Annotated in this window: 17 protein-coding genes; 15 read left to right on the top strand and 2 right to left on the bottom strand. The window is 63.5% G+C overall.

The genetic code is table 11. The features are described 5' to 3' along the window. Nucleotides 1-71 precede the first annotated feature (71 nt). The 11 genes from G6N36_RS09460 to G6N36_RS09410 all read left to right on the top strand — a co-directional run bounded on the left by G6N36_RS09460 (nucleotide 72) and on the right by G6N36_RS09410 (nucleotide 9,525). Nucleotides 72-278 (top strand): rubredoxin, encoded by a 207-nt coding sequence (locus G6N36_RS09460; protein ID WP_163686285.1) that lies wholly within the window; start codon nucleotides 72-74, stop codon nucleotides 276-278. Next, nucleotides 278-2,002 (top strand): GMC oxidoreductase, encoded by a 1,725-nt coding sequence (locus G6N36_RS09455; RefSeq protein WP_163686284.1) that lies wholly within the window; start codon nucleotides 278-280, stop codon nucleotides 2,000-2,002. Before G6N36_RS09460 ends, G6N36_RS09455 begins: the two co-directional genes overlap by 1 nt. A 427-nt stretch (nucleotides 2,003-2,429) precedes the next feature. Next, nucleotides 2,430-2,678, top strand: a complete 249-nt coding sequence (locus tag G6N36_RS09450; protein WP_163686283.1) for a redoxin NrdH — start codon at nucleotides 2,430-2,432, stop codon at nucleotides 2,676-2,678. Nucleotides 2,679-2,709: 31 nt separating this feature from the next. After that, nucleotides 2,710-3,153, top strand: a complete 444-nt coding sequence (nrdI, locus tag G6N36_RS09445) for a class Ib ribonucleoside-diphosphate reductase assembly flavoprotein NrdI (protein ID WP_163686282.1) — start codon at nucleotides 2,710-2,712, stop codon at nucleotides 3,151-3,153. After that, nucleotides 3,120-5,294, top strand: a complete 2,175-nt coding sequence (gene nrdE / locus G6N36_RS09440; protein ID WP_163686281.1) for a class 1b ribonucleoside-diphosphate reductase subunit alpha — start codon at nucleotides 3,120-3,122, stop codon at nucleotides 5,292-5,294. The genes nrdI and nrdE overlap by 34 nt, the downstream gene beginning before the upstream one ends. Nucleotides 5,295-5,705: 411 nt before the next feature. Then, entirely contained in the window at nucleotides 5,706-6,182 is a 477-nt protein-coding gene (locus G6N36_RS09435; protein ID WP_163686280.1) for an MTB12 C-terminal domain-containing protein, read from the top strand. Between the two features lie 8 nt (nucleotides 6,183-6,190). After that, nucleotides 6,191-6,883 (top strand): ABC transporter ATP-binding protein, encoded by a 693-nt coding sequence (locus G6N36_RS09430; RefSeq protein WP_163686279.1) that lies wholly within the window; start codon nucleotides 6,191-6,193, stop codon nucleotides 6,881-6,883. Further along, nucleotides 6,880-7,665, top strand: coding sequence for an ABC transporter permease (locus tag G6N36_RS09425; RefSeq protein ID WP_163686278.1), 786 nt, complete (start codon nucleotides 6,880-6,882; stop codon nucleotides 7,663-7,665). The genes G6N36_RS09430 and G6N36_RS09425 overlap by 4 nt, the downstream gene beginning before the upstream one ends. After that, nucleotides 7,662-8,465 carry a class I SAM-dependent methyltransferase gene (locus tag G6N36_RS09420; RefSeq protein ID WP_163686277.1) on the top strand — a complete coding sequence of 268 codons (804 nt, stop codon included), beginning with the start codon at nucleotides 7,662-7,664 and terminating at the stop codon, nucleotides 8,463-8,465. The genes G6N36_RS09425 and G6N36_RS09420 overlap by 4 nt, the downstream gene beginning before the upstream one ends. A gap of 18 nt (nucleotides 8,466-8,483) precedes the next feature. Next, nucleotides 8,484-9,152 (top strand): helix-turn-helix transcriptional regulator, encoded by a 669-nt coding sequence (locus G6N36_RS09415; RefSeq protein ID WP_163690570.1) that lies wholly within the window; start codon nucleotides 8,484-8,486, stop codon nucleotides 9,150-9,152. Nucleotides 9,153-9,180: 28 nt separating this feature from the next. Further along, nucleotides 9,181-9,525 (top strand): cupin domain-containing protein, encoded by a 345-nt coding sequence (locus G6N36_RS09410; protein WP_163690569.1) that lies wholly within the window; start codon nucleotides 9,181-9,183, stop codon nucleotides 9,523-9,525. Here G6N36_RS09410 and G6N36_RS09405 read toward each other — a convergent pair. Beyond that, nucleotides 9,515-10,702 (bottom strand): NAD(P)/FAD-dependent oxidoreductase, encoded by a 1,188-nt coding sequence (locus tag G6N36_RS09405; protein ID WP_163686276.1) that lies wholly within the window; start codon nucleotides 10,700-10,702, stop codon nucleotides 9,515-9,517. The genes G6N36_RS09410 and G6N36_RS09405 overlap by 11 nt on opposite strands. A 151-nt stretch (nucleotides 10,703-10,853) precedes the next feature. Between G6N36_RS09405 and G6N36_RS09400 the strand changes: the two genes are divergently transcribed. The 4 genes from G6N36_RS09400 to nrdF all read left to right on the top strand — a co-directional run bounded on the left by G6N36_RS09400 (nucleotide 10,854) and on the right by nrdF (nucleotide 15,093). Beyond that, nucleotides 10,854-11,594, top strand: coding sequence for a TetR/AcrR family transcriptional regulator (locus G6N36_RS09400; protein WP_163686275.1), 741 nt, complete (start codon nucleotides 10,854-10,856; stop codon nucleotides 11,592-11,594). 53 nt (nucleotides 11,595-11,647) lie between these two features. Next, nucleotides 11,648-12,394, top strand: a complete 747-nt coding sequence (locus G6N36_RS09395; RefSeq protein ID WP_163686274.1) for a hypothetical protein — start codon at nucleotides 11,648-11,650, stop codon at nucleotides 12,392-12,394. Between the two features lie 80 nt (nucleotides 12,395-12,474). Next, a complete protein-coding gene (locus tag G6N36_RS09390) occupies nucleotides 12,475-13,995 on the top strand; it encodes a flavin-containing monooxygenase (RefSeq protein ID WP_163686273.1) in 1,521 nt (506 codons plus the stop codon). Between the two features lie 135 nt (nucleotides 13,996-14,130). Then, nucleotides 14,131-15,093 carry a class 1b ribonucleoside-diphosphate reductase subunit beta gene (nrdF, locus tag G6N36_RS09385; RefSeq protein WP_163690568.1) on the top strand — a complete coding sequence of 321 codons (963 nt, stop codon included), beginning with the start codon at nucleotides 14,131-14,133 and terminating at the stop codon, nucleotides 15,091-15,093. Here nrdF and G6N36_RS09380 read toward each other — a convergent pair. Next, the gene (locus G6N36_RS09380) at nucleotides 15,090-15,725 is read right to left on the bottom strand and encodes a cutinase family protein (protein ID WP_163686272.1); all 636 of its coding nucleotides are present in this window, start codon (nucleotides 15,723-15,725) and stop codon (nucleotides 15,090-15,092) included. The genes nrdF and G6N36_RS09380 overlap by 4 nt on opposite strands. Between the last annotated feature and the right edge of the window lie 128 nt (nucleotides 15,726-15,853).

Here is a 15,853-nt window from a genome sequence, read left to right as displayed (position 1 = left end):
CAACTCGAACCAGAAATCCATGCGATGTGGCATCGGGAGACGATCGGCTCAGTGGATGAAGGAGAGCGCTCGTGATAACGGCGCAATGCCCTGAATGTGGCTATCGACACTGCGAAAGCACAGCTAATCCACGTGAAGGTTTCCCCAGGGGCACCCCATGGGAAGCAGTTCCGGACGACTGGAACTGTCCGGACTGTTGCGTCCGCGACAAATTCGACTTCGTGATCCTTACTGACAGCACGCTCGACTCACCTGAAATTGACGTCTGTAGAAAATAATGAAAAATTCGCTAGAGTCGCAGACGACCGACAAGTTCCTGGTCCAGCGAGCGCCCGTTGCGCGACATCGACGCGCTGAGCCGACGGTCTCACGCAGGCGCTTTCTGGGAGCCTCGGCGGGAATGGTCGCCGGTGCTGCTTTCGGCGCCGGTTTCCTCGAGTTCCGGATTCCGCCGGCAGCGAAGACCTCGCGAAGTCATTACCCCGCGATCGTGGTGGGCAGTGGTTACGGCGGCGGGGTGTCCGCGCTGCGGCTTGGGCAAGCCGGCATTCAGACATTGATTTTGGAGAAGGGAAGGCACTGGGACACACCGGACGAAGACGGCAGACGCTTCACCCGCATGCTGCCCGCCGACACGCGTGCGGCGTGGTTCTCCGACGTCCCGCCGAGCCTGGTGCCGTCGTACATGGGTGTCTCTGTCGAAGACGTGGCCAAGAACAACCCGTCGGCACAACCCGTCCAAGCCGGCATCTGTGACAAGTCAGTGCACGGCGCGCACAGCGTGTTTCGCGGCGTGGCGGTCGGTGGCGGATCGATGATCAACGCGGCGATCGCCGCCGTCCCCACCGCGGATCAGGTTCGCGCCGCCTTCCCTGACATCACCGCCGACGAGTTCCTCGGCACCTACGTCGGGCGCGCCGCCCAGATGCTTCGCATCAACGGCCGCGACATGGATTGGTTCGAACAGACACCCTACTTTCAGTACGCGCGGGTGGGCCGTCAATACGCACAGGCCGCGGGTTACGGCGTCGACTACAGCGCCAGCGCCTATTCATTCGAGTACATGAAACAGGAGGAGGCGGGGCAGGTTCCGCGTTCCGCACTCGACTTCGAGCAGCAGTACGGCAACAACTTCGGGCGGTTCGGCAGCGTAGACCAGACATACATCGCCGCGGCCCTGGGGACCGGCTATGTGAAACTACGTGCCCTCACCGAAGTCACCGGCATCCGTCGCGAACCCTCCGGCGAGTACGTGGTAGCCATCCGCGAGATCGACCGGTGGGGGACCGAGGTCGCCCGCGAGGAATTAGGTTGCGATCGGCTGTTCTTGAGCGCCGGGGTGCTCGGCACGTCGCATATTCTGTTGCGGGCCCGGGACACCGGAGCGCTTCCGGATCTCAGTGACGAGATCGGCCGTGGCTACGGCAACAATGGGGACGTCATGGTGTCGCACATGACCAGCGATCCGACGGGCACCGAGCAGTCGCTGATGGGCATGATCAACATCGACGGCCGCAGCGACCCGGACAATCCGGTGTATGCCAGCGTCTTCTCGATCCCGCTTCCGGTCGAGACTCACGCGCTCGGCTACTACGCGATGGTCAAGACCGACGACCGTGCGGACATCATGTACGACACCGCCACCGATTCGATCACCATCGACTGGCCGGAGGGGCACACCGAGCATCAGGTGGCCAGGGCCCGGACCGTGTTCGACCGGATCGTGGGCGCCAACGGCGTCGAGTACCGCGATGACATCTTCGACGGGAAGGTCTTCGCACCCCACACGGTGCATCCGCTGGGCGGGGTGGTGCGGGGGCGGGCCACCGACGCTTTCGGGCGGGTCAGGGGCTACGACAACCTCTATGTGAACGATGCGTCGCTGCTCCCGGGCTACATCGGTTGCAATCCGTTCATGTCGATCACCGCGCTTGCCGAGCGCAACATCGAGGGAATCCTTCGCGGCCGTCGTTACGCCGACGATGCCGGACGCCTTCCGTGACCGTTTCGGAGCATTTGCTGTTACGTCACTGTGACAGTTGACGGGGGCCGACCTGTCGGTGGCCCGTGGTAGATCTGGGGCTCAGGCGCGACACACCCACGATGTGATGTGCGACACGCCGGGGAAGATCGCCGACGAATGCTTACGACCAGGGAATTTCAAAATTGTTATTCAGAACATCTGGTATCTGTTCGGATTGTCGGACACTAGGTGTAGTGTTTCGAACACCGACAGACCCCCACAGTTTCCAAATCTCCACGGGTCGGCCGGAGGCCAGAAATCCGCCGGTGTCGGCTCTCAGACCCCACGGACCGCGGCCTCGGACCGCAGGAATTTTGAGGGCCTCCGGGCCGCTGAAATTCAGTGGGATGTAGTACCCGAGAAGTAGCCAGCCCAGCACAGGCCTGTTGTAGAGGAGCCGTACCGAATGTCGCACCCATCGATCACCGTGTACACCAAGCCCGCATGCGTGCAGTGCAACGCCACGTACAAGGCGCTGGACAAGCAGGGCATCGCCTACGAGACGGTCGACATCAGCCTCGACAGCGAGGCGCGTGACTACGTCATGGCGCTCGGCTACCTGCAGGCCCCGGTCGTGGTTGCCGGCAACGATCATTGGTCGGGCTTCCGTCCTGATCGCATCAAGGCGCTCGGCGCCGTCGCCGCCACGGCCTAGGGGTATCCGGACAGCGGAGAGGAGAAAACGAATGAGCAACCTCGTTTACTTCTCGAGCGTCTCGGAGAACACCCACCGCTTCGTCCAGAAGCTGGGTTTGCCCGCTACCCGGATCCCGTTGCACGGCCGTATCGAGGTCGACGAGCCTTACGTGCTCGTCCTGCCCACTTACGGTGGCGGCAAGGCAACACCCGATATCAACAGTGGGGGCTACGTCCCCAAGCAGGTCATCGCCTTTTTGAACAACGAGCACAACCGGTCGTTGATCCGCGGGGTCATCGCCGCGGGCAACAATAACTTCGGTGAAGAATTCGCCTACGCCGGCAATGTGGTGTCCGCCAAGTGCCGCGTGCCTTACCTCTACCGCTTCGAATTGATGGGAACCCCCGACGACGTTGAAGCCGTCCGTCTGGGTCTTGCTGACTTCTGGAAGGAACAGACGTGCCACCAACCGTCACAGCTGCAGAGCCTGTAACCGCCACCCCGGCCGCCGTCGGCGGCGCCGGCGAGACGGATTACCACGCGCTCAACGCGATGCTGAATCTGTACGACGCAGACGGCAAGATCCAGTTCGAGAAGGACCGCGAGGCAGCGCACCAGTATTTCCTGGAGCACGTCAACCAGAACACCGTGTTCTTCCACGATCAGGACGAGAAGCTCGACTACCTGATCAAGGAGAACTACTACGAGCGTGAAGTGCTCGACCAGTACTCGCGCAACTTCGTCAAGTCGCTGATCAGTCGCGCCTATGCGAAGAAGTTCCGGTTCCCGACGTTCCTCGGCGCATTCAAGTACTACACCAGCTACACGCTGAAAACCTTTGACGGCAAGCGCTATCTGGAGCGCTTCGAGGACCGTGTCGTCATGGTGGCGCTGACGCTCGCCTCGGGTGACACCATCCTTGCCGAGAAACTCGTCGACGAGATCATCGACGGCCGATTCCAGCCGGCCACGCCGACGTTCCTGAACTCCGGCAAGAAGCAACGCGGCGAGCCGGTGAGCTGCTTCCTGCTGCGCATCGAGGACAACATGGAGTCCATCGGGCGGTCCATCAACTCCGCGTTGCAGCTGTCCAAGCGCGGTGGCGGTGTCGCGTTGCTGCTGACCAACATTCGTGAGCACGGCGCGCCCATCAAGAACATCGAGAACCAGAGCTCGGGTGTCATCCCCATCATGAAGCTGCTGGAGGACTCGTTCTCCTACGCCAACCAGCTGGGTGCCCGTCAGGGCGCGGGCGCGGTGTACCTGCATGCGCACCATCCCGACATCTACCGCTTCCTCGACACCAAGCGTGAGAACGCCGACGAGAAGATCCGCATCAAGACGCTTTCGTTGGGTGTGGTGATTCCGGACATCACGTTCGAGCTCGCGAAGAAGAACGAGGACATGTACCTGTTCTCGCCGTACGACGTCGAGCGCGTGTACGGGCTGCCGTTCGCTGACATCTCGGTCACCGAGAAGTACTACGAGATGGTCGACGACGCACGGATCCGCAAGACGAAGATCAAGGCGCGTGAGTTCTTCCAGACGCTGGCCGAGCTGCAGTTCGAGTCCGGTTACCCGTACATCATGTACGAGGACACGGTGAACCGGGCCAACCCGATCGACGGCAAGATCACCCACAGCAACCTGTGCTCGGAGATCCTGCAGGTGTCGACGCCGTCGGTGTTCAACGACGATCTGTCCTACGCCCAAGTGGGCAAGGACATTTCGTGCAACCTCGGCTCGATGAACATCGCCAAGACCATGGATTCGCCGGATTTCGCGCAGAGCATCGAGGTGGCCATCCGGGCGTTGACCGCGGTGTCAGACCAGACGCACATCTGGTCGGTGCCGTCGATCGAGCAGGGCAACAACGACTCTCACGCGATCGGCCTGGGGCAGATGAACCTGCACGGGTACCTGGCGCGGGAGCGAATTCACTACGGCTCCGAAGAGGGTGTGGACTTCACCAACATCTACTTCTACACGGTGCTGTACCACGCGCTGCGGGCGTCAAACCGCATCGCAATCGAACGCGGCTCGCACTTCAAGGGTTTCGAGAAGTCGAAGTACGCGTCGGGTGAGTTCTTCGACAAGTACACCGAGCAGGTGTGGGAGCCGAAGACCGATCGGGTCAAGCAGTTGTTCGAGAAGGCCGGCATTCGAATCCCGACGCAGGAGGACTGGACGCGGCTCAAGGAGTCGGTGCAGAAGGACGGCATCTACAACCAGAACCTGCAGGCCGTTCCTCCGACAGGTTCGATCAGCTACATCAACAACTCGACCAGCTCGATCCACCCGGTGGCGAGCAAGATCGAGATCCGCAAGGAAGGCAAGATCGGCCGCGTCTACTACCCGGCGCCGTACCTGACGAACGAAAACCTCGAGTACTACCAGGACGCGTACGAGATCGGCTACGAGAAAATCATCGATACGTATGCCGCGGCGACGCAGCATGTGGACCAGGGGCTGAGCCTGACGCTGTTCTTCAAGGACACCGCGACCACCCGTGACGTCAACAAGGCGCAGATCTACGCCTGGCGCAAGGGAATCAAGACGCTGTACTACATCCGGCTGCGTCAGATGGCGCTGGAGGGCACCGAGGTCGAGGGCTGCGTCAGCTGCATGCTGTAGCGCGGTTTTGGGGGCAGAAAGCCGCGCTCAGCGCGGGTAAATGCACCGAGGCGCCTCCGGCGTGCGCAATTGCTCATGCCATCGACTAGGGGCTGGTGCAGGCATACCCTCGATTCATGGCTGATCAAAAGCAGACCTATGACCCTAAGAAGGGCGGCAAGTTCGAGCCGACCACCAAGGCTAAGCCTGCCCCTGGCCCACAAGTGGGCGACCACAACCGCAACAAGAAGAAGTAGCGACGCGGCCCGATAGGGCCGATGGCGACCAGGCGCGCGGCTCGAACACCGCCCCGCCAGGTGAATCTGCGTGTCAGTAGCTGCGCGATTCTCCGTCCCGAGAGGTAAGGCTTGCCTTCCTTGCCCTGCGGATCTAAATTAACCGGAAACATTTCCTCTAAAGAGGGGCCGGTTGATGTCCACGCGCTTCGCAGTCGCTGCGGGAATGGTGGTCGCTGTTGCGGCGGCCATGCTCAGTGGCGCGCCTGGCGCGAATGCCGTGCCGGGGTTCGACGACAATTTCGCGATCACCTCCGAAGTGCCGACACTCGCCGAGCTCGACGCCCAGATTCGATTGTTGGTCGGCACCCCTGCGCCCGATTGGGTGAAAGCCGCACAACTGGAGGGCGGCAATCGTGCCGTGATCGTGCCGAAGATGGTCTACCGCATCGGCTTCTTCCGCCCGCCCCGCGGATCGAGTCTGGTCACCGGACCTGAGACGCACGAGCCCGATCGGCACACCGCCGTCATCAACGCCAACAGGCAAGGTGCTCCCACCATCGCGATCAACGCTGAATGGCGGCGTATCAACGGCCGATGGAGGGTGGCGAGCAAGTCACTGTGCAATGGCATCAAGACGCTCGGTCTTCCTATCCCGTGCAACTTCGAGTGATTCGCCCCGTGATCGAAACCATTGGATTGACAAAGTCTTTCGGAAGCAGCCGCGCCGTCGATGGCGTCACCGTCGAATTTCCCGCGGGCTCCGTCACGGCGCTGCTCGGTCTCAACGGCGCGGGCAAGACCACCCTGTTGCGTCTGATCGCGGGCCTCGATCGCCCCGACGCTGGCACAGTCGCCGTGTGTCGGCAGCCCCGATCCGGCGGCCCTCGACTACTCGGCGTCCACCTCGGTCCCGACGCGATGAACCCGAAACACACCGTGCACCGGCACCTGGCCTGGCTGGCCGCGCTATCCGGCATCGGTTCGGCGCGCGTCGACGCTATCCTCGACGAGACAGGGCTACTCGGCCAGCGGTCCGTGCGCATCGGCCGACTGTCACTGGGCGCGCGGCAGCGGTTGGCCATTGCAGGGGCGCTGCTGGGAGAGCCGCGAGCGCTGCTGTTCGACGAGCCCCTCAACGGTCTCGATGTACCCGGCATCGTCTGGTTCAGGTCACTACTGCGCAGGTTGGCGAAAGCAGGCTGCACGGTGGTGGTCGCCACCCATCTGCTCGGCGAAGTGGCACTCACCGCCGACCGAATCGCACTGCTCGTCGACGGTCAAATCCAAACCGTCGGCGCTCTGCAACAGCTGGCCCCCGAGGGGGAGGACACCCGTGAATGGTTGGAAAACGCGCTGCTGGAATACGCATGAGCGCCGCGCCCGCGCTGATCGCGCGCAGCCTCGAAGCGGAACGCGTCCGCACCAGTGGCCGCAGCCGGCTATGGACGGTCGTCGTGCCCGCCGCCGGCGTCGTCCCGATGATCATCACTTTCGGAATCGCCGCTGTGGCAGAGGCGTTCGCCCGCATACCAGGGCAGCTTTCAGTACTGGCAGTGTCGACCTCTAATGCCGCATACTGGGTCATCACTATCACCGTCGTGCTGGTCGCCGTTGCGGCCGCGGACGGACAGGCTTCCGAAAGCCGATATCGTGCAAGGGAATACGCGCATCTAGCGTTCGCCCAACCGTGGCCGGTACTGGCCGGCCGCTGGTTGTTCTACGGGTCAGTCGGCGCGGTCGTCACCGTTGTCACGCTGATTGCCGTTCTTGTGGCGCTACCGCTCATCTCGCCGCTGGTGTACGGATCGGTGTCGCCCACCGATCCGGTCGGTTACCGTCTGCTCTGGACTGGCCCTGTGCTCGCCTTCGCTGCCGCAGGCGCCGGTGTAGGCGTCGGTGCGCTGATCCGGTCGCCTCTCGGTGCTGTCGGTGTGATCTTGCTGTGGGCGTATGTCGCCGAGTCGGCCGCCGGGTATCTGCCCAGCGGGGCGTCGATGCAGCGCTTCATGCCCCTGCTGAACGCGGTGTACGCGACGGGGCAGGACACCGTGCTGATCCCTCCGTGGGGAAAGGACGCCGCGCTGCTCTACGCGTGCGCATTGTTAAGCGCGATCTTCATGGTCGCCGTGGCCGAAAGGACGATCCGAAAATGACAGGCAGAGAGGCCCTTCCGTTGGCTGGGCGATGTGACGCCGACATGCCGGGGCACTGGCTACTGGCACGGCTGGGCAAGCGGGTGTTGCGACCCGGCGGCCTCGAGCTGACCACCCGGGTGCTCGCTGCCGCCGGAATCGGCGGAGCTGACGTCGTGGAACTCGGCCCCGGGCTGGGCCGCACCGCACGTGACATCGTCGCGTTGCGCCCACGGTCGTATGTCGGGGTCGATGACACAGCCGCAGCGACCGAGGCAGTGCGCGAAGTCGTAAAGCCCGTCGACGGAACGGTGGTCGTCGCAGATGCCGCGGCCACGGGTCTTCCCGGCGCCAGCGCCGACGTCGTTGTGGGCGAAGCGATGCTGACTATGCAGGGTGATAAAGCCAAACGCGCGATCGTCGCCGAGGCATTCCGCATCCTGCGCCCCGGCGGCCGCTATGCGATCCACGAGTTGGGGCTGAAACCTGACTCAATGCCTCAGGAGACCAAAGACGATATCCGGCGTGATCTCGCGCGATCGATCAAGGTCAATGCGCGTCCGCTCACCGCGGCCGAATGGACGCAGTTGCTGTCTGACGCCGGCTTCGAGGACATCAAGGTTGACTACGCACCAATGGCTCTGCTAAACCCGGCACGCGTGCTGGCCGACGAAGGTTTGCTGGGTGCGTTGCGGATCGTCGGCAACCTGATCGTCCGCGGCGCCGCGCGGCGGCGGGTGATCGGCATGCGCCTGACCTTTCACCGGTACCGGCACGCCCTGACGGCGGTCGCGGCTGTCGGCGTCGTGCCGTCGTCATGACAAACTCAGGGGGTGCCAGTGCAGCGCCACGCCATCGACTCGCGGCCGGACCGCGCGGCGGGTCAACAACGGCAGAAGGTGCTCGGCCTGCTGCAGAGTGCGGCGGGGCCGGTCGATGCCCGGCATGTCGCCGACTCGCTGCAGATTCACATCACCACGGCTCGGTTCCACCTGACGACGCTCGAGGATCAGGGATACATCCGGCGTGGCGGCGGAGCAAAAGTCGCACGCGCAGGACGACCGCGGCTGACGTACGAAGTGGCGCCGAGGCTGGACTACGCGGACATCGTCTCACTCTTCGCCGCTCACCTCGGCGGGACGGTGGAGGAACGCGAGCGACGCGCACTGCGTATCGGTGCAGATCTCGCCCATCGGGTTCGCGTGGCCAGGGAGCGAGACGAAACGACGATCGCCGATCTGGTGGTAGCTACGCTGAGCGAGCTGGGATTTCAGGTGCGCTCGGTGCTGAATTCCTTCGGCGAGGTGACGGTTCAGCTGTGCACCTGTCCGCTGGCCGAGGTTGCAGCGACCGCACCCGAGGTGGTCAGAGGCATTCAACAGGGTCTCATGCAAGAGGTCGTCGATCTCAACGCGGACGCGATCGGTGCGTCCTATCGCGTCGCCGTCACCCCGGACTCGCGAACAGGCTCCTGCGAAATCGGGTTGATATTGAGCCCCAAGACCTGAGCCCAAGGCGGTGCGGCTGGTGAATGCCGTGGATACGCTGTCGCTTTCGGTTATCGCCGACGAACAGATCACAGCCGCCAGGTCTGCACCTTCGGGTCGCTCTGCGCAGACCGTTTACGGCGGCCGCGGCCACGCGTTGCGTCAGACTGTGCTGGCGCTGGCCGGCGGGCATGGCCTCAACGAGCACGAAAGTCCGGGCGAGGCAACGCTGTTGGTGCTGCGCGGCCGGATTCGACTCGGCACCTCAGCCGCCACGGTCGAGGGCGTCGCGGGCGACTATCTCTCGATACCGCAGGAAAGGCACAACGTCGTCGCGCTGGAGGACTCGGTATTGCTGCTCACGGTCGTGGCCCGCTCGGCGACTACTGCTTGATGGTGTGCTGTGGCCCTTGGGCTTTCTTGTACAGCGCTTTGAGCATCCGGTCGCGGAACGCGGCGTTGTCGATGAGCTTCACCCCGGCATTGGCAAGCCGCGGTTGGCCCAGCAGCTTGTGGAAGTAACGGCCACGCCGGTACTCGCGACCCCACGCCGCTTCCATCCGCTGCGCGTAGTTGGTGAAATCGTCGGGGCCGCCGTTCTGCAATGCCGCGATCGCGCATTCGCCTGCGGCGAGCCCGGATTCGAGCGCCTTGGAGATGCCCGCGCCGGACGCCGGTTTACCCGCACCCAGCGAGTCGCCGGCGAACAGCACACCCGGGCGCCACGGCGGCCACGCGGTGAAGCCCATCGGCAGTCGCCACGCCCGCACACTCTTGTTCTTCTTCAGCTCCTCGATCGGCGGCAGCTCCCAATCGGCGGGCAGCGTGCGCAGGAACTCGCCGAGGAACTGGGTGGCGTTGATCGACTGCCAGTTCTTGTAGCTGTTGACGTAACCGAGGCCGATGTTGAACACACCGTTGCCCATCGGGAACACCCAGCCGTAGCCGGGAAGCTGGTCCCCCTGGAACGCCAGCTTCAAATAGATGTCGAGGCTGTCGGAGTCGGGCCGATTGGCGTGCATCTCCGATCGGATGGCGATGGCCTGGTAGCCGTTGTACTCCGAGTCGATCTTCAGGGCGCGCTTGATGGGAGAGTAGGCGCCATCGGCCGCAATGACTGCGTCGCCGTACACCTTCTCGCCGCTCTTGAGCGTCACACCCACCACGCGGCCGCTGGGATCGAGTTCAGGGCCGGCCACCTCGGCGCCCTGGCGGACCTCGGCGCCGGCGGACTCGGCGTGCTTGAGCAGCGTGGTGTCGAGGTGCTCGCGGCTGACGGTGTGCCCGTGGTCGGGCATGCCGGGACGCTTGGGGAACGACAGCTCCCACTCGCTTGGGCTGAACACCGTCACGCGGTTGACCCGGTGGTAGGTGGCGACCTCGTCGGCCAGACCCATCTTTTGCAGGTAGCTCACGGCACGGGCGGTGAGCCCGTCACCGCAGGGCTTGGCGCGCGGGAATTCGGCCTTGTCCAGGACCACTACCTTGGCGCCGGTCTGCGCGGCCTGCCATGCGGCTGCTGAGCCAGAAGGCCCACCACCTGCGATGACCAGGTCGTATCGCTGCGTCATGAATCTCGTCTCGTCGATCGGCTATCGCAGAGATAGTACCCAAGCTGACGCGGTGCATCTCATCGAGAAAAATGCCCTAATACATCGGTAATTTTCGCTGCCGCGGGATGGTCCGAGCAGGTCAGCGCTGTCCGGGCGGTACAGTGGCTGGGTGCGACGAGGGTCCAGATCACGTTCCAGCGCTGAGCCGGGTGTCAAAGTGGACGCCCGTAGCGAGCGCTGGCGCGAGCACCGGAAGAAGGTGCGGGCGGAAATCGTCGACGCCGCGTTCCGCGCGATCGACCGCCTCGGACCCAACGTCAGCGTGCGCGAGATCGCCGAAGAGGCGGGCACCGCGAAGCCCAAGATCTACCGCCACTTCGCGGACAAAGCCGACATGTTCTCCGAGATCGGTCAGCGGATGCGCGACATGTTGTGGGCGGCGATCATCCCGTCGGTCAACGTGCAGACCGACTCAGCCCGCCAGATCGTCGGCCGTGGCGTCGAGCACTATGTGGAGCTGGTCGATCAGCATCCGAATGTGGTGCGGTTCCTGCTGCAGGGACGGTTCGCCGACCAATCGGCTACGGCGATGACGACGGTCAACAAGGGCAGCGAGATCACCCTCGCCATCGCCGGCATGATCAGCACCCAGCTCGAGGATCTTGCGCCCGAACCGGAGGCGTTCGAGCTGGCGGCGTTCGCGATCTTCGGTACCGCGGCGTCGGCGACCGACTGGTGGCTTGGCGTAGATGACGACAAGCCACGGCGGATGCCGGCCGACAAGTTCATCGCGCACATGACCACGATCATGGTCGGCGCCATCAACGGCACTGCCGAGCTACTCGGCATCGAGATCGACGCCGACCAGCCGATTCACACCGCTGTCCGTCGACAGCAACCCGTCGCCTGATTTGAGGCAGACGCCTCATGTCGTGAGGCCATGTCGCCGAACATCATTGGCGCATGCCGAAACAACTGACACCCCGAGATGCCGTGGCAGCCGTGCTGGCCGACCCGGTCCTGCCCCCTGGAGACGACGAGCGCTTCGTCGGATTCGGGATCATGGGCCTGCCCTTCGCCAACGGGCACTACCTGGCCATGCGACAGATCCCGGCGACGACGTTCGCACCGCCGTATGTGTCGGTGTGGCATCGTGATCCGTCCTGCAACTGGACGTTCTACGCCACCACACCCGGACAACAAAGCTGCGCACGGTATTTCAGCTCGGCCACGCCAAATGAGGCCGTGCAGTGCGATATCGACGTCACCTGGACGGGCCCGCAATCGGTGCGCTTCGAGATCCCGGGAAGTTTGCAGTGGGCCGTCGATCTGCAGTCGACTCGCGCGACACGGTTGATGAGCAAGGTCAGCGATCGGTTGTCCGAATCGGGGTGGACCAACCCGGTGATGCTGCGCCGACTAGGCCGGGTGGCGAGGCGAACCCTCGACGTCGGCGAAGTGTCGCTGACCGGCCGCGCACCCAACGGTCAGTGTTACTCGATGGCCCCCAAGCAAGTGTGGCTCGTCACAGAATGGCGCGCGGTGTTGCACGGCCGCGACCTCGGCCCCAGCGGACCGTTGATGCGCCAGGCCCGCCTCGGCGACTTCCGGATGCCGCAGCGCGGCATCGGCATGGTCGGATCAGGTCACTTCGAGACATTCGACCCTGATCGCCATCTCGGCAGCCAGCGAGCCCTTTCCTTCGCCTGACCAGCGCTCGGCACTGTCATCAACGATGTACCCTGGGCCTGGAAAGTATGCAGTACCGGCGTTCCCAGGAAAGGTCAGACATGACGGTTGCCGAGCACACGCCAGAGGCGACGGCGGCAAAGCCGGTGCACACCCGCGCACTCATCATCGGCTCGGGGTTCTCCGGTCTGGGGATGGGCATCGCATTGCAGCAGCAGAACGTGGACTTCGTGATCCTGGAGAAGGCCGACGATATCGGCGGCACGTGGCGCGACAACACCTATCCCGGCTGTGCCTGTGACATTCCGTCGCACATGTACTCGTTCTCGTTCGAGCCCAAGCCCGACTGGTCGCACATGTGGTCGTTTCAGCCGGAAATCCAGGAGTACCTGCAAGGTGTGACGAACAAGTACGGGCTGCGGCGCTACATCCAGTTCAACTCCCACGTAGACCGGGCGCACTGGGACGACGAGGAGATGCGCTGGCACGCCTTCACGAAGGACGGCCGCGAGTTCGTTGCACAGTTCCTCATCTCCGGCGCTGGGGGATTGCACATCCCGCTCATCCCGGAGTTCGAGGGGCTCAGCGAGTTCGAGGGTGCGGTCTTCCACTCCGCGCAATGGGACCACAGCGTCGATCTGACCGGTAAGCGCGTCGCGGTGATCGGGACGGGTGCCAGCGCCATCCAGATCGTGCCTGAGATCGTGAAGGACGTTGCGGAGCTTCAGCTTTACCAGCGCACTCCGGCGTGGGTGATGCCCCGACCGAACAATCCGATCCCGCGGTGGATGCGGCAGGTGTTCACCTACGTGCCGGGCACGCGTGCGGCGATGCGCGCCGGGATCTACTGGATTCACGAGGGTGTCGGCTTCGCGATGACCAAGCAACCGCGGCTTCTCAAACTCGGTGAACTGATGGGGAAGGCCAACATTCGGCGCTCCATCAAAGACCCCGTGCTGCGCAAGAAGTTGACACCGAACTACCGCGCCGGCTGCAAGCGCATTCTCAATTCCGACACCTACTACAAGGGCATCGCCAACCCGAAGACCGAAGTCATCACCGACGGCATCGCGCGGTTCACCAAGACCGGCATCGTCGCGAGCGACGGCACCGAACGTGAGGTCGATGTCGTGGTGTCCGCCACCGGCTTTCACGTCACCGACTCTTACACCTACGTCGATATCAAGGGTCCCCGCGGCGAAGACCTCGTGGACCGGTGGAATCGCGAGGGCATGGCCGCGCTACGCGGCATCACGATCGCCGACATGCCGAATCTGTTCTTCCTGCTCGGGCCGAATACCGCGCTCGGGCACAACTCGGTGGTGTTCATGATCGAGTCGCAGATCCGGTATGCGGCGCATGCGATCGCGGCCGTTGACAAGAAGGGCGCGCAGGCGCTGGCGCCGACGCGGGCCGCCCAGGACGCGTACAACGACGAGTTGCAGCGCGACCTGGCGGGCACGGTCTGGAACACCGGCGGGTGCCGCAGCTGGTACATGGACGAACACGGCGTCAACCGCACGCTGTGGAGCGGGATGACATGGCAGTACTGGCTGGCCACTCGTCGTTTCGACAGGTCGGAGTACAAATTCCTCGACGCGAGCAGCCGCGTGGCCGTGTAGCTGCGCGACACGCCAAAACAAGATGTTGTGTTGCGGTCGAAAGTCGGACCCCAGTTGTAGTGTTGAGGGTGCTATAGCAGCTCTATAGCCAAGTCCTAGAAGACCAGGTGAAACGGGGTTCTTGTGAGCGATGGCGTGAAACTGATCGACCGTGTCTCGGCCATCAACTGGAACCGCGTGCAAGACGAGAAGGACGCCGAGGTCTGGGACCGGCTGACCGGAAACTTCTGGTTGCCGGAGAAGGTGCCGGTGTCCAACGACATCCCCTCTTGGGGAACGTTGAACGCCCACGAGAAACAGCTCACGATGCGCGTGTTCACGGGGTTGACGTTGCTGGACACCATCCAGGGCACGGTCGGCGCCGTAAGCCTGATCCCCGATGCGCTGACCCCGCACGAGGAAGCGGTCTACACGAATATCGCGTTCATGGAGTCGGTGCACGCGCGCAGCTACTCCAACATCTTCTCGACGTTGTGCTCGACCTCCGAGATCGACGACGCGTTCCGCTGGTCGGAGGAGAACCCCAACCTGCAGCGCAAGGCCGAGATCGTCATGCAGTACTACAAGGGCGACGAGCCGCTGAAGCGCAAGGTGGCCTCCACGCTGCTGGAGAGCTTCCTGTTCTACTCGGGCTTCTACCTGCCCATGTACTGGTCGAGCCGGGCCAAGCTGACCAACACCGCCGACATGATCCGGCTGATCATTCGCGACGAGGCCGTGCACGGCTACTACATCGGCTACAAGTACCAGCGCGGGCTGGCCAACACCGACGCCGCCACGCAGGCCGAACTCAAGGACTACACCTACGAGTTGCTCTTCGAGCTCTATGACAACGAGGTCGAATACACGCAGGATCTCTACGACGAGGTCGGCCTGACCGAGGACGTCAAGAAGTTCTTGCGCTATAACGCGAACAAGGCGCTGATGAACCTCGGCTACGAAGCTCTGTTCCCGCGCGACGAGACCGACGTCAACCCGGCGATTCTGTCGGCGTTGAGTCCCAACGCCGACGAGAACCACGACTTCTTCTCGGGTTCAGGCTCGAGCTACGTGATCGGCAAGGCCGTCAACACCGAAGACGAGGACTGGGACTTCTAAAGCCTGCCCGCGACGTAGCTTGCGGCTTGCTCCACCAGCCCGGAACCGAGGTACGACGGCTGTAGGTGCGAATCCCAATTGAAACCGCGCCCGCAGATGGGGTCCCCGTCCGCGCACTGGTCGATCGTCCTATCGGCATAGGCCGGGGCCGGACCGAGCCGCTTGCCGCCGTTGCCGAACATCACGACCGCTGCGACGTGCTGCCTTTCGCTTGACGACAGTCTGTTCGCCCGCGTCATGAGATCGGCCGCCGTGGCACCGAGGGAGTAGCCACCGAGCACCATGCGGGTATTCGGGCAGGTTTTCGCCATCGATTGAACGCGCATGCGCATATCTGTGGCGCCGGCCGCGGCGTCGGTGTCCGCGACGTAGTTGACCCCATACACCCCGATTGACATTGGTGTCCTGGAGCGCAGCGCATTGACGAAGACGTCACCGACCGCTCCGACACCGGGTGGCTCCTGGCGGCCGCGAGCGAAGACCACCTCCACATCAGGGCATTGCGCGGATGCCGACGGGATGAGCGGCGACGTCGGGACGGGCATGGTTGCCGGGGCAGCCACGAGTGTTATGGCGAGCGCAGCAGCGGCCGCGAGGTTGAGAACGCGTGCAGTTATAGGCCTGGACTTCATGAATAATTTTCGCGCGACCGGCGGCGTACGTTACGTCGTCCTCGGAACGAAACTGCGGACAGATCGCAAGTGCAACAAATCGCGATCTGTCTGGGGCCCTGCGAAGCCGGGGACAGTTTCGGCAGGTA

This window comes from Mycolicibacterium gadium (assembly GCF_010728925.1).
GTDB lineage: Bacteria > Actinomycetota > Actinomycetes > Mycobacteriales > Mycobacteriaceae > Mycobacterium > Mycobacterium gadium.
This window is presented reverse-complemented; position numbering and strand designations above follow the sequence as displayed.